This window comes from Marinomonas ostreistagni (assembly GCF_016461785.1).
Taxonomy (GTDB): domain Bacteria; phylum Pseudomonadota; class Gammaproteobacteria; order Pseudomonadales; family Marinomonadaceae; genus Marinomonas; species Marinomonas ostreistagni_A.
The window spans coordinates 1-13734 of the sequence record NZ_JAEMUH010000019.1; the positions used below are offsets into that span (position 1 = coordinate 1).

At 43.9% G+C, this 13734-nt stretch carries 11 protein-coding genes; 6 read left to right on the top strand and 5 right to left on the bottom strand.

What is annotated here, in order from left to right; translation table 11 throughout:
- The first annotated feature begins 155 nt into the window (after positions 1 to 155).
- The 6 genes from proV to JHD44_RS16835 all read left to right on the top strand — a co-directional run bounded on the left by proV (position 156) and on the right by JHD44_RS16835 (position 6751).
- A complete protein-coding gene (gene proV, locus JHD44_RS16810) occupies positions 156 to 1328 on the top strand; it encodes a glycine betaine/L-proline ABC transporter ATP-binding protein ProV (RefSeq protein WP_199463923.1) in 1173 nt (390 codons plus the stop codon).
- A 36-nt stretch (positions 1329 to 1364) separates the two neighbouring features.
- Positions 1365 to 2333 carry a glycine betaine/L-proline ABC transporter permease ProW gene (proW, locus tag JHD44_RS16815; RefSeq protein ID WP_199463924.1) on the top strand — a complete coding sequence of 323 codons (969 nt, stop codon included), beginning with the start codon at positions 1365 to 1367 and terminating at the stop codon, positions 2331 to 2333.
- A gap of 24 nt (positions 2334 to 2357) precedes the next feature.
- Positions 2358 to 3377, top strand: coding sequence for a glycine betaine/L-proline ABC transporter substrate-binding protein ProX (gene proX / locus JHD44_RS16820; RefSeq protein WP_199463925.1), 1020 nt, complete (start codon positions 2358 to 2360; stop codon positions 3375 to 3377).
- Positions 3378 to 3660: 283 nt separating this feature from the next.
- Positions 3661 to 4638 carry a LysR family transcriptional regulator gene (locus JHD44_RS16825; protein ID WP_233402259.1) on the top strand — a complete coding sequence of 326 codons (978 nt, stop codon included), beginning with the start codon at positions 3661 to 3663 and terminating at the stop codon, positions 4636 to 4638.
- Between the two features lie 82 nt (positions 4639 to 4720).
- On the top strand, positions 4721 to 5683 hold the full coding sequence (locus JHD44_RS16830) for a GlxA family transcriptional regulator (protein WP_199463927.1): 963 nt from the start codon (positions 4721 to 4723) through the stop codon (positions 5681 to 5683).
- A gap of 78 nt (positions 5684 to 5761) precedes the next feature.
- Positions 5762 to 6751 carry an isopenicillin N synthase family dioxygenase gene (locus JHD44_RS16835; RefSeq protein ID WP_199463928.1) on the top strand — a complete coding sequence of 330 codons (990 nt, stop codon included), beginning with the start codon at positions 5762 to 5764 and terminating at the stop codon, positions 6749 to 6751.
- 63 nt (positions 6752 to 6814) lie between these two features.
- On the opposite strand, the gene JHD44_RS16840 is transcribed toward JHD44_RS16835, so the two are convergent.
- From JHD44_RS16840 to JHD44_RS16860, 5 genes are all read right to left on the bottom strand, one after another.
- On the bottom strand, positions 6815 to 8434 hold the full coding sequence (locus tag JHD44_RS16840; RefSeq protein WP_199463929.1) for a BCCT family transporter: 1620 nt from the start codon (positions 8432 to 8434) through the stop codon (positions 6815 to 6817).
- A 111-nt stretch (positions 8435 to 8545) separates the two neighbouring features.
- On the bottom strand, positions 8546 to 9649 hold the full coding sequence (locus tag JHD44_RS16845; protein ID WP_199463930.1) for a hybrid-cluster NAD(P)-dependent oxidoreductase: 1104 nt from the start codon (positions 9647 to 9649) through the stop codon (positions 8546 to 8548).
- Positions 9650 to 9687: 38 nt separating this feature from the next.
- Positions 9688 to 11040, bottom strand: a complete 1353-nt coding sequence (locus tag JHD44_RS16850) for an NAD(P)/FAD-dependent oxidoreductase (RefSeq protein ID WP_199463931.1) — start codon at positions 11038 to 11040, stop codon at positions 9688 to 9690.
- A gap of 83 nt (positions 11041 to 11123) precedes the next feature.
- The gene (locus tag JHD44_RS16855) at positions 11124 to 12641 is read right to left on the bottom strand and encodes an aldehyde dehydrogenase (RefSeq protein WP_199463932.1); all 1518 of its coding nucleotides are present in this window, start codon (positions 12639 to 12641) and stop codon (positions 11124 to 11126) included.
- Positions 12641 to 13582 (bottom strand): dihydrodipicolinate synthase family protein, encoded by a 942-nt coding sequence (locus tag JHD44_RS16860; RefSeq protein WP_199463933.1) that lies wholly within the window; start codon positions 13580 to 13582, stop codon positions 12641 to 12643. Before JHD44_RS16860 ends, JHD44_RS16855 begins: the two co-directional genes overlap by 1 nt.
- Between the last annotated feature and the right edge of the window lie 152 nt (positions 13583 to 13734).

Sequence of the window (13734 nt, forward strand, 5' to 3'; positions counted from 1 at the left end):
GAAAGTAATTTGATGATATTTGGTTATAGATTTGACCGATAAATTGTGATTGGACGCACTCTCATAAAGTTTTTAACGTAGATGTTAGTCAATTAATGACCAACAGAATAACGAATGATCGCGAGTAAAGTGATCAAAAATGCTACGAGGAACATATGAGTAAAGGTCAAGAAATCTTAGAGGTTAGTAATGTTTTCAAGGTCTTTGGAGATTCTCCTGATAAGGCTATGGAGATGTTGCATAAAGGTGCCACGAAAGAGCAAGTCCTCAGTGAAACGGGTCAAAACGTTGGTGTATTTGATGCAAGTTTTACGGTCAAACGTGGTGAGATATTTGTCATTATGGGTTTGTCTGGTTCAGGTAAGTCCACCTTAGTTCGCCTTTTGAATCGATTGATTGAACCCAGCTCAGGTTCTATCAAGTTAAAAGGTCAGACCATTACCAATCTCAAAGATAAAGACTTACTTAATGTTCGTCGCCGTGACATGAGCATGGTATTTCAGTCTTTTGCCCTGATGCCCCACATGTCGGTGATTGATAACGCGGCGTTTGGTCTTGAAGTATCGGGAGTAGACAAGAAAACTCGTCATGAACGTGCGATTGAAGCGTTAGACCAAGTTGGCTTGGCTAACTACGCATCCAGTCGTCCAGATCAACTCTCTGGCGGTATGCAGCAACGAGTTGGACTGGCTAGGGCGCTGGCCAATGATCCAACTATTTTGCTTATGGATGAAGCCTTTTCTGCATTAGACCCTCTGATTCGTTATGAAATGCAAGGCGAGTTGATTCGTCTGCAAAAAGAACAAGAACGTACCATAGTGTTCATTTCCCATGATTTAGATGAGGCGATACGCATTGGTGATCGCATTGCCATCATGGAAGGAGGGCGGATTGTTCAAATAGGCACGCCTGATGAAATTATGAACAACCCTGCGGATGATTATGTTGCATCTTTCTTTAAAGGTGTGGATTCAGCAAAAACCATCAAAATACGAGACATCGCAACGTCTGATGCCATGACGTGGTCAAAATCTTACGATGCTGCTTCTCAAGCGTCTGATGCTCAGCAAGAGTTTGTCTATCTACTCGATGATGACCAAAAGTTCCTAGGTGTTGTGCCAATCGGATCGGTCGAAGATTGGTCTTTAGAGTCCCTCAAAGGCAAGTGCTTACCTAATCAATTCACGTTAAATGGATCAACGTCTCTAAAAGAGTCCATTTCAATGGTTTCTGAATCTCCTTATCCAGTTCCCGTTTTAGATGATCGGGGTGTTTATAAGGGCATTTTGTCTAAAGACACAGTGCTCGCTTCATTAGCGAATAACTAACTCCCTCTACGCGAATTGATAAAAGGTAAAACCATTATGTTTGAAGTAAGTTTTTTAGACCCTTTTCAAATGTTCACCATTCCAGTCGGAGATTGGGTGGAGAGTATTCTTAATTATTTAGTGCAAAACTTTCGTGACGTGTTTCGTGCAGCGAGATGGCCTATCGATCAGATACTTGATCTAGTCGAAGGTACTCTAAATTTCATTCCACCGTTGATTGGTATCTTGTTATCGGCACTATTTGGTTGGCAGGTCGCAGGCCCAAGAATGGGGCTTTTCTGTGCGATCACCCTGACTCTGCTAGGTCTGATTGGGGTTTGGGAGCAGTCAATGGTGACGTTATCTCTGGTCATCACTTCACTGTTTTTCTGCGTCGTTGTCGGTGTCCCTCTGGGCATTTTAAGCGCACGTTATGATCGATTGGAAAAAGGCATTCGTCCAGTGTTGGATGCCATGCAAACACTGCCTGCTTTTGTGTATCTCGTGCCTGTGGTGATGCTATTTGGTATAGGGAATGTCCCAGGTGTTTTGGTGACGATCATCTTTGCATTACCGCCGTTAGTGCGCTTAACCAATTTAGGTATTCGTCAGATTCCAGCCGACAAAATTGAGGCAGCCAGAGCGTTTGGTTGTACGCCACAACAAATGCTTTTCAAAGTCCAATTACCACTTGCTACGCCCACCATTATGGCGGGTGTTAACCAGACACTAATGCTTTCTCTGTCGATGGTCGTTATTGCTTCGATGATTTCTGTGGAAGGCCTTGGGCAAATGGTACTCCGTGGTATCGGTCGTTTAGACATGGGCTTGGCAACCGTCGGCGGTTTAGGCCTTGTGCTGTTGGCAATCTTCTTAGACCGACTGACTCAGGCGATGGGGCAAAGCTCTAGTGCAAGTGGAGCGGTGAATTGGTACGAAGTGGGTCCAATTGGCTTCGTTCGGTCTCTGTTCTCATCCGGTAAATCAAAGCGTTCTCAATCGTTTAAAAAAGCAACACAAGAATAACGAAAACCATCAAAAGGAAAACGTATGAACTTCACAAATAAATTTGTTAAGCAATTCGCATCGGTCACTTTAGCTTCGTCAATCGGTTTAGTGTCGACTCAACTCTCCGCTGAAGCGTTACCAGGAGAAGGTGTAGAAATCACGCCAATTTTTCCTTCGATAGCAGAGGAGCGCTTTCGTGGTGAGATTGCAATAGCAGGCCTTGAAGCGCTTGGATACGATGTTCAAGAGCCCAAAGAATCAGAATACGCAACCATGATGTTAGCGTTAAGCTACGGTGACGCGGATTTCTCCGTGCATTTATGGGACAAGCTGCACGACACGTTTTATCAAAAAGCGGGTGGCGATGACACCATGATGAAAGTGGGTGCTATGATGCCGGGTGTGCTTCAGGGCTATTTAATTGATAAGAAAACGGCAGAGGAATATAACATTACCAATCTGGAAGACTTCAAAAAGCCTGAGATCGCGAAGCTTTTTGATAGCAATGGTGATGGCAAAGCGGACTTAACGGGTTGTAACCCTGGTTGGGGGTGCGAGCTAATGATAGATCACCATTTAGAAGCCTATGGATTAACGGATACGGTTACTCACAACCGAGGCTCCTACTTTGCATTAATGGCGGACACGATTGCGCGTTATAACGATGGTGAACCAGTGCTTTATTACACCTGGGTACCGCAATGGGTATCAGGTGTTCTTAAAGAAGGTGAAGATGTTACTTGGCTTAGTGTGCCATTTACAGACATGCCTGATGGAAACAATGACGTGATCACTACTTACAAAGATAAAAACCTTGGTTTTGCTGTCGATGAGGTTATGTCTGTCGTGAATCGCGACTTTGGGCTAGAAAACCCTGCTGCGATGGCCCTATTAGCGCAGGTGCAGATCAGTACCACGGATGAAAGTGTACAAAACTTAAAGATGCGAAATGGCGAAAATTCTGAAGCGGACATAAAACGTCATGCGGCGGAGTGGATTGCAAGTCACCAAGAATTGTTTGATAGTTGGGTGGCAACAGCTAAAGGTCTGTCAAAGCAATAAAATGACACTTGAGGAGTCGGCAAAAGCTTGCTGACTTCTCATTTACTAAACGAAATTACCGATCGTTTTAATTCAATTTTGTTAAAAAATTCTTACAAACCAACAAAAATTGCAAAAACTCTTCGTTTTTTTGGTATCGCTAACATTTGGTTGAAGCAAATAATGACTTCAGCTTATCAATGAGGTGATTTGCCAGTCTAACAATAACACCTTGTATTTTTACCACCTTCTGATGAGCCATCTTATTCCACATCGAGAGAGTACGAATATCATGGTCAAGCAAATGGAACCCGATCAAACCCTTGTGAAAATGCCTTCACTTAGAGCAGTGAAATCATTCGTCGCAGCGGCAAAATACCAAAATTTCACTCGTGCAGCTGAGTCCTTGTGTGTGACGCAAGCGGCCATCAGCCGACAAATAAGAGAACTTGAGTTTTCACTAGGTGTTGAACTTTTTCAGCGTTCAGGAAGAACCGTATCGCTAACCGATGCGGGAACAAAATTTTATGACGCTGCGTACTTATCATTCATGAATATTTCTCAGGCGGCTCAACGGATTCAAAAAGTGGCGCCTGAAAAACAAGAACTAAGCATATGCTGTACTCCAGCATTTACTTCCTTTTGGCTAACGCCTTACTTAAAAGACTTCTTCAATCAAGCGCCAGATGTACATATTAGCGTTATTTCTACCAGTCATCTGATACATGATCATCAGTCAGTTTCTGGGGCAAATCCAGATGTCTACATTAGTAAAGTGTACGACCCACGAGATGGCTATAAATCCATTCCACTGTTTTACGATGTGATTTATCCAGTCTGCTCACCTGAGTATTTAGCGCAGCATAACGACACCAACGATGTTGAAAGCTTGTTAGAAATGGACTTGTTAGACTTGACGCCTTATGGGCGAGATCAAGTCGCAGAGCATGTAGATTGGAATGTATGGCTAAAGTCTTTCGGTGTGAACGACTCAGAAGAAAGGGTGGAGAAGTATTTCAGTGCGAATGACTACTGTATGCTGATTCAAATGGCGACGGCGGGGCAGGGTGTTTGTTTGGGATGGCATCACTTGGTAGATAAATTAGTGGCAGAAGGGAAGCTAGTTCGAATGACAGAGCAAGCGCTCACCTTTACTGAAAAATGCCATTACCTAAGTTATCCCGAGAAGTTTGAGGGCAACCCTGCCTTTGTCCAATTTCGTACTTGGCTGATGGAAAATCTACAACGAACGCTCCCGGATGTTTCAATCGCGACACACTGATAGCCTCAAGTATTCAGGTGTATTAGCATAAGCTGGCTTCAAGCCAGCTTTTTCATTCGTTGTCATCTTTAGGAGTGTAGTTATGACAACAAAGGTAGCTATTATTTTATTGCCAGGCTTTGCGATGACATCGTTCTCTTTGGCCTTGGATACTTTAAATTCTGCGAATTATGTCGCCAATGATTCAATCTTTACCTGTGCTGTTTTTAGTGGTGCGAAAGACCCAGAGCAGAAAGTTGTTTTAAGCGCCAATCATGTATCGGTTCTCACTGAAAAGCACTTTAGTGAGACCGAAGAGGTAGACCTTATCTGTCTGTGTGCTTATAAAAATGTATCAACTTACGAAGATGAAAGCTTATTTAAACTGTTAAAAAAACATGTGAATAGAGGTGGTCAGATTGCGTCATTATCCAGCTCTAGTTTTCTTTTAGCCAAAGCAGGACTACTCAAGAATAGTACTTGTACTATCACAGAGGAACATCAGAGTATTTTCAAAGAGCTCTATCCATCGATTGGATTACAAGAAAACCTATATACAGTCAGTGCGAATATATTTACTTGTAAAGGCGGGACCACTGCCTTAGATATGATGTTGTATATAGTCGGTAGCTTATATGGTTCTGAATTAATGAAAGAGGTCTCTTCATTTCAATTTCAAGCAGACCGAATAAGAACACTGGAAGAAATTAATATCAGCAATGCTTACCTTTATCTTCGTTTGAAATCCCCATTATTGGGGGCTGCTATTGAAGTGATGGATAAAAATATCGAAGAACCTTACAGCATTGAAACCTTATGTAAGAGAATTGGTTGTTCGGTCAGAACTCTAGAAGTGGTTTTTAAAAAGCATCTAGGTATGACACCCAATAAAAAGTATTTAAGCATTCGATTAGAGCACGTGTATAAACTAGTAGATGAGACTAGGATTCCGTTAGCCGATGTGGCAAATGCTTGCGGTTTTTCAACCCATAGTTATATGGGGAAATGTTTTAAAGATAAATATGGATTTTATCCTTCCCATTTAAGAAATTCGAAATCGTTATAAGATTTTTCGTTTTTTCTAGATCGTAAAATGTCTGATTGAAAAATAATAGCTGTGGATAATAAATCACAGGAGAGAAACATGAGTGCTGATGTTCACAGCTATTTAAAAGCAACAGAAACCGATATCGAAAGTATCCCAGTTATCGATATTAGTAAACTGATCGATGGTACTGATAAACAAGGTGTCGCGGATGAAATAGGCCGTGTATGCGAAAGCTTGGGTTTTTTATATATCGTAAACCATGGCGTTGATAAAGACTTAATCAAGCGTGTAAAGGATATGACCGAGCGCTTCTTTAATCTGCCTTTTGAAGAGAAACAGAAGCTTAATATTGTAAACAGTGGCCAAACGTTGAGAGGCTATATACCGATGTTTGGTGAAAATGTCGATCCAGAACATACCAAAGATTTTAAGGAATGTTTTGACTTGGCGGAGGATGAATCCGATATCTCACCTTTCTTTGGTCCTAATCAGATGCCTGAAAACTGGCCAGAGTTCAAAGACACAATGGAAGCCTACCATCAGGCGATGGTTGAACTGGCGAACAAGCTCATAGGTGCTATTTCATTGAGTTTGGGGCTTCCACACGATTACTTTTACAACAAGCAAAAGCACCCAATTAGCATTCAACGGATTCTGCATTACCCGCCTCAAGAAGGCAGTATTACTCGGGAAAAGATCGGTATTGGTGAACATACTGACTACGGCTTTCTAACGATCTTGTCGCAGGATGATGTGGGTGGCTTACAAGTTAAAAATCGCTCAGGTGAGTGGATCAGCGCTCCGCCGATTGAAGGTAGCTTTATCGTTAACATCGGTGATTTAGTGCAGACCTATACTAACGATCGCTATGTATCTACTTATCACAGGGTTATTAATATCAGCGGCAAAGAGCGTTATTCATACCCATTTTTTATGGATATGGATTTTGACGCTGTGGTGGAACCAGTTGCAACATGTGTTTCAGAAGATAACCCAAGTAAGTATGCCGCATATAAGTGTGGTGAGCATAAATACCGTCGATTCGTAGAGAGTTATGAGCACTTAAAAGAGGAAAAGATTGCTTAGTCTGATTTGGATGAAGGCAGTACTTAAAGAAGCGAGGGAGGTGATGAGCCTCCCTACGTATTTTTAGCGATAGGGTTCGCTCTGTAAACCGCGGAAAATGGAGTAGCACATTAAGACACAGAGCAATGCAAATGGAAAACCTGTTGCAATGGCTAAGGCTTGTAACGAGCCTAGTCCTCCGCCAATTAATAATGCGATAGCGATTAACCCTTCAAATAAACACCAGAACATGCGTTGAGCAACGGGTGTCTGTTGTATACCACCAGCACATATAGTATCCACGACAAGTGAGCCAGAGTCTGAGGATGTAATAAAGAAAACAAGAACTAGGATAATGCCTAGTACAGACGTTATTTCTGATAGGGGCAGTGGCTGTAACATGACAAAAAGAGACAGCTCAGGCGTCCAATCTAAAAGAGTTTGTTGAACATCGGTATAACCTGACAGCAATTGCGCAATAGCATTTCCTCCAAATCCAGCCATCCAGATAGCACTGACTAAAGTTGGTACGAGTAACATGCATAGAACAAACTCACGCACTGTACGTCCTACGGAAATACGGGCGATGAACATTCCGACAAATGGAGACCATGCAATCCACCATGCCCAATAAAGAGTAGTCCAGCCATGAAAATAGCCGGTGTCTTCACGGTTCACCCAGTTTGAAAGAGCGGGCAACTCAACTACGTAGCCTCGAAGTTCGAGCCAAAGTGTGGCTAAAATCTCGGTCGTACTGCCAAGAAATACCACAAATAAGAAGAGTACCAATGCCATCAGCATGTTAATTTCCGATAAGCGCTTAACGCCACCATCTAAACCACGATAAACGGAATACATGGCAATCCCAGTCACCACTAAAATGATCGCAACCATAAGTTGGGTGTTAGCTTGGATACCAAATATAAACTGTAATCCAGCTGCGGCTTGAGTCGCTCCGAATCCGAGGGACGTTGCTAACCCTGCCAAGGTTGCGAGCGCTGCGAATGCATCAATGCAGTGTCCGGGCCAACCCCAAACACGTTCACCTAAAATAGGATAAAAGGCAGATCGAACGGTTAGCGGTAACCCCTTGTTATAACAAAATATCCCTAGCCCTAATGAGACGACAGCATAGGCCGCCCAGGGATGAATACCCCAGTGAAACAATGTCGCTGCCATGCCAAGCTCTATCGCTTTTTGACTGGAAATATCTGGATTCATACTGCCATCAGAGCGTAATAACCCTTGCTCTCCTAATGGCGCAAACAGCGTATGCTGCATGGGCTCAAGTACACCATAGAATACGAGGCCGATGCCCATTCCGGCTGCAAACAGCATGGAAAACCAACTTAAATATGAGTAACTTGGACGAGCACTGATGCCGCCAATGCGTACTTTGCCGTATGGTGAAATCGCAATCCCTAAACAGAACACTACAAAGATGTTCATGCTTAAAGCAAAGACCCAATCAAATTGAGTGGTTAGCCACGGTCTTAGAGTACCGAATATGTCGGCTGCGAGATTCGTGAACAGAAGAGAAAAAGCGACCAACGCTAAAACGAAAACAGCTGTTAGACTAAATACTGAGAAATGTATGTCGGCGCTCACCTTGCCAATACTTAACTGTAGGTTGTCTTGTCCTGCCACATAGTCCGTTTTGTAGCGCTCGGTTAGATGTTTTGGGGATTGAGATGTGTGTTTCAAAAGTGTTCCTTAAGCCATGATTATCTGGCCTAACTATTTTATTAGAAGTTATTTATAGCTATGCAGCAAACCAGCTAGAGAATCAAGCTGATTTGCTGATGGGGAATTGAATCAGATTTCGAGTTCAATGTCGCTTTTAACTCGGGTACAGCATGAAAGCACGTAACCTTGAGCAACTTCTTCATCGGTGATGCCACCATTGTGATTCATATCGAATTCACCGTTGACGACTTTGACACGACAAGCGCCACAGATACCTAAGCCACAAGCTTTGGAGATATTGACGCCGGCTTCTGCTGCGGCTTCATTTAATGTCGATCCCAGTTCCACGGAATGAACAATATCCTGTTCAGGGATGCGCAGTGTGACCAATGCCTTGGGCTCCTCAGCTTCGGCTTGATCAGCGTGAATTTCCGCCTGCTTAACATCCTTAATAGGCGTTTCTCCAAACGACTCCTCATGATAACGTTTCATATCAAAACCGGATTCTTCCAGTAATGTTCGCACTGCTTTCATGTAAGGCTCAGGGCCACAGCAAAAGACTTCCCGTTCCTGAAAGTCAGGGGCAATAAAACTGAGCATGTGCTTGTTTAGGTAGCCTCTATAACCAGCCCAAGATTCGCCAATATTGGTTTGCTCACAAATCAAATGCATTTTGAAATTATCAATACGCGTGGACATGTATTCCAGCTCTTTGGCATAGATAATATCCCTTGGTGAACGTGCACTGTGCGCAAAAACCATATCAACTTCGGAGTCAGTGTTGAACCACCAGCGCGCCATGGACATTACCGGTGTTATGCCCACCCCACCTGATAGCAGCAAGACTTTCTCGGCGGGGAAATCCATACAGTTAAAGTTTCCGACTGGGCCGTGAACAGCTACTTGATCACCCGATTTTAAGTGATCATGTAGCCAGTTGGAGACCATGCCGCCTGGAACCCTTTTGACAGTAATGGAAAAGCTATACGGAATTGAGGGTGAACTGGAAATTGTGTAGGAACGCATGACTCGTTCACCAGCAATTTCTAGCTCCAATGTGACAAACTGGCCAGGTTTGAAAAAGAACATGACCGGTTCGTTCATGCTAAATGTGAACGTTGTGACATCATGTGTTTCAGGGATAACTTTGACGCAGCGAACTAAGTGGCGACCGTTGCTCCAGATTTGAGTTTTCATGGGGTTCATGAAATCAGAGGTGTTAAATTCAGTCATGTTGACTCCTAAATGTGAAAACGTCCGTCACAAGACGGTTACAACTCTTTTCCTGCTAACCACTGTTTCCAGCGCATGGTGAGGTTAGCGCCTGCTGATAAAAACGGCTCAGGGGGCAATCGCTTGGGTTGTTCTTGGGCAAGGAAATCCAGAAGTAGGTCAGATGTTCCTAGTACAGCTTGTTCTGCGGCCATCATGCCGGAAAGCGTACCTTTCACTGTCCCAAGCCCGTTTTGGCAACAGGCAGACCAGATCCGTGGCTCGACTTCTCCAAAAGCTGAAACAGAGTTAAGTGACAAACACAGTCGTCCGCCCCAGCGGTGCTCCATTTCAACTCCGTTAAGCATTGGAAAGCGTTCTTGAAATGAATGATCTTGCATGGCTGCAGCACGCTTTAAGTCTGTGCTTGGTGCTTCAAGATTTTGATTGAGCGTGGCAAGGTTGCGGATGATGATGCGATCCCCACTGCCTGAAAAGTTAGATATTTTTCTAACTGTTGTGCCCATCGGATCAGCGGGTAATATCCCCCAATCAGAAGTGCCTCCGAGTCGTTTTAGCTCGCTTGAAGTCAGGGGACTCGTGATAGAGGCGTAAGTAAATACATGCAGCAATTGTTTGGGAAAGAAGCCAAATGACTGGATGTGCCCATTAACGGCTAAGATGATGTTTTTCGTTTCTACTTTTCCGCTTGGGGTTTTGACTGTGTGACTAGACTGCCCCCTGTGCAGTTCAATAGCTGGAGAGTTTTCAAATAATTGAACGCGCTCACTTAAGCCTTTTGCCGACATTCTAATAAATGCGGCAGGCTGTATCATGGCACCGCCTTCGGTGCGGATACCTTGAGTATAGAATTCGCTCCCGGTCAGCTGCTGCATTTCTGTCGCATTTTTAAGCGTAAACGGCTCACCAATATGCGCTAAATGTTGGCAATAAGTAGCAATATGCTTTTGACCTTTTGCGGTTGAAGCGGCCGTGATTTTTCCAGATTGTCGAAACACTTGCTCTGGCATGGCGTATTCTTTTGCCATGTCCGCTGCGAATTGAATGGCATGTCGATTCAAGCGAATTTGCTTAAAATCGTGTTCATGGCTATCACTGGCGTAGGTGTCTGAATTTAACTCATGTGGTAAGTCGATCATAAAACCGCTATTTCGACCGGCAGGCCCTTCAGCAAATCGTTTAGCCTCTAGCAAAACGATTCGTTCACTTTCTGGAAGTAGTTGTGCCAGTCGTCTTGCAGCAGCCAAACCAGCAAAACCTCCGCCCACGATAAGCCAATCTGTTTGAATGGAATGGTCTAAACTAGGGTAGGCTGGTTCCGATTGAATAATGCTATTCCAAGCAGCGGGACCTGGGTCTTTAGGCAGACGTTTGATTTGAATTGTCGTCATAAAAGCATCCTGGAAAATGCAATCAAACCAATCAGTTAGGAAACCGAGAGTAGAGATGGTTTGATTGCATTGTGCGGCAAAGATTAATCGATAGAACCGTCAACGGTCGTGTCGTTTAGGTCGATCCAAATGGTCTTAAGTTCAGTGTATTGATCATGCGCGTGAATGGAGTTGTCACGGCCACCAAAGCCTGATTGTTTGTAACCACCAAACGGTGTGGTCGCATCGCCTTCACCGAAGCAGTTGACTGTTACCGTTCCCGCTTTAATGGCTTGTGCAGCGCGTAGTGCTTTTTTCGTGTTGGCCGTAAAAACGGAAGCCGCTAAGCCGTAATCTGTGTCATTGGCAACGCTCAACGCTTCATCAAAGCTGTTAACGGTAATGACAGAAAGAATCGGACCAAAGATCTCGTCTTGTGCTAGCTCATCGCTGTTTTGAACACCATCAAAAATGGTGGGTTGGATGTACGTGCCATCAATGCTTTCTCCACCCGTTACAAGCGTGTATCCAGCTTCTTTGCCTTTTGTTAGGTAGCTTTCTACTTTACTAAAATGGCCTTTATCAACCATGGCGCCTAATGCATTTTGTGGGTCAAGCGGGTTGCCAACTTTCCAGCTACGAGCATGAACTTTCACACGCTCAAGAAGCTTGTCTTTGATGCCAGATTGAACAATAAGACGTGACCCTGCTGAGCAGTTTTCGCCCATATTCCAAAATGCTGCGGCACAGACCTGTTGTGCGACGTAATCAATGTCTTCTGCATCGTCTAAAACAATGCAAGGGTTCTTGCCGCCCAGTTCTAAAACCACTTTCTTCATGTTTGAATCAGCTGAGTATCGTAAGAAACGGCGACCGGTCGAAGTAGAACCTGTGAAAGTCACCATATCAACGTCTTGATGAAGACCAATCGGCTCGCCGACTTCAGCACCACTGCCTGTGACGATATTTAAGACGCCTTTCGGTAAACCTGCTTCAGCAGCTAATTCTGCTATGCGTAATGCTGTGAGTGATGTTTGTGCAGCCGGTTTAACCACCATAGTGCAACCAGCCGCTAAAGCTGGCGCAATTTTCCAAACCAACATAAGTAACGGGAAGTTCCAAGGTAGAACCGCACCAACGACGCCAACTGGCTCACGTACGATCATGGACACTGCATCAGGTCCAACCGGAGCAGTTTGGTCATAGATCTTGTCACCCAGTTCAGCGTGCCAATTCATAAGGTGAATAAACTCGTCGACATCGATATTTTCGCAGTCGCTGATGGGTTTGCCTGAATCAAGGCTTTCCATCACAGCAAGCTCATGGCGATTACGCTTCACGAGCTTTGAAAGGTTGATCAAAATCTCCTTGCGCTCGTTAGGGTGAAGCTTGCTCCAGCGTCCATCGTCAAAGGCTTGGCGGGCTTTTGCAACAGCGAAATCCACATCTTCTGGCCCACACGCCGCGATGTCCGTTAGGTGCTGACCTGTTGCTGGATTGGTCGTTGCAAATGTTTTACCTGATTTTGCCGGACGAAAAGCACCATCAATGAAGCTCATAGAAGGGAATGTTAAAGACGCTGCGATGGCTTCGTATTCTTGAAGTGTCAAAATGTTAGACATTATTTATCTCCTTTTTTAGCAGGTGCTTTTGCTGCTGAAGTGTCTGCGGTGATGTTGGCGATTGTGGTTTTCAATGTCTTGATAACTTGTGCTAATTGGCGCTTATCAGATTCATTTAAACCGCGTAAAGGCTTGCGTACCGTACCGGCATTGCGCCCGTCTAAACTAACGCCATGTTTAACGCTCTGAATGAATTTTCCACCTTGCTCAAGTACATGCATTAGCGGCATCATCGCGGACATGATTTTGCGACCAGTATTGAAGTCATTGTTGACGACGCATGCTTCAAACAGAGCAATGTGTTCTTTAGGAAGGAAGTTAGATCCTGCACAGACCCAGCTTTGTGCTCCCCAAGCAAAAAACTCGAGCGCTTGGTCATCCATGCCACAGGATGCTTGGATATGTGGGTAGTCGCGCATCAGCATGTGTAAACGGTTGATGTCGCCAGAGCTTTCTTTGATACCACAGAAATTTTTAGACTGACCAACACGGTCTAAAAACTCACTTTCCATGTTAACGCCCATTCGATCAGGGTAGTTGTAAAGCATGATCGGTAGGTTTGCTGAGCGATCTATCGTTAGGGCATGCAGTGCTAATTCTCTTTGTGTGGGCAACGAGTAAGGTGGAGTCGCAACAAGTAAGACGTCTGCTCCATGCTTTGCACCGTCTTCAGCTAGTGCAATGGATGCAGCTGGGTCTATTGAGCCAGTACCAAAAATGATAGAAGTTTTATTACCAACCACTTCTTTCGCAGTTTTTAATAATTCAATACGCTCCTGATGGCTTTCAACATAATATTCTCCAGTTGTACCGCCAATCATTAAACCATGGATGCCATTGTCGCTTAGGTAGTTAACATGCTCTGCGAAAGCATCAAAATTAATCTCTCCATTTTCGTGGAATGGAGTAATAACAGGAGTATAGATACCTTTAAACTTCATCGTTAATCTCGCTTATTGAAAGACATATTTATGTCATGTGTTGTATTTCACTTTGAGTTCAATATATCCCTGCAGTTTTAGACTTAAATTCACTGTTTTATTTTTAAATAGGCTGAGTTTTAGTTATTAAGAGAATGATAGCTTTCAATTTA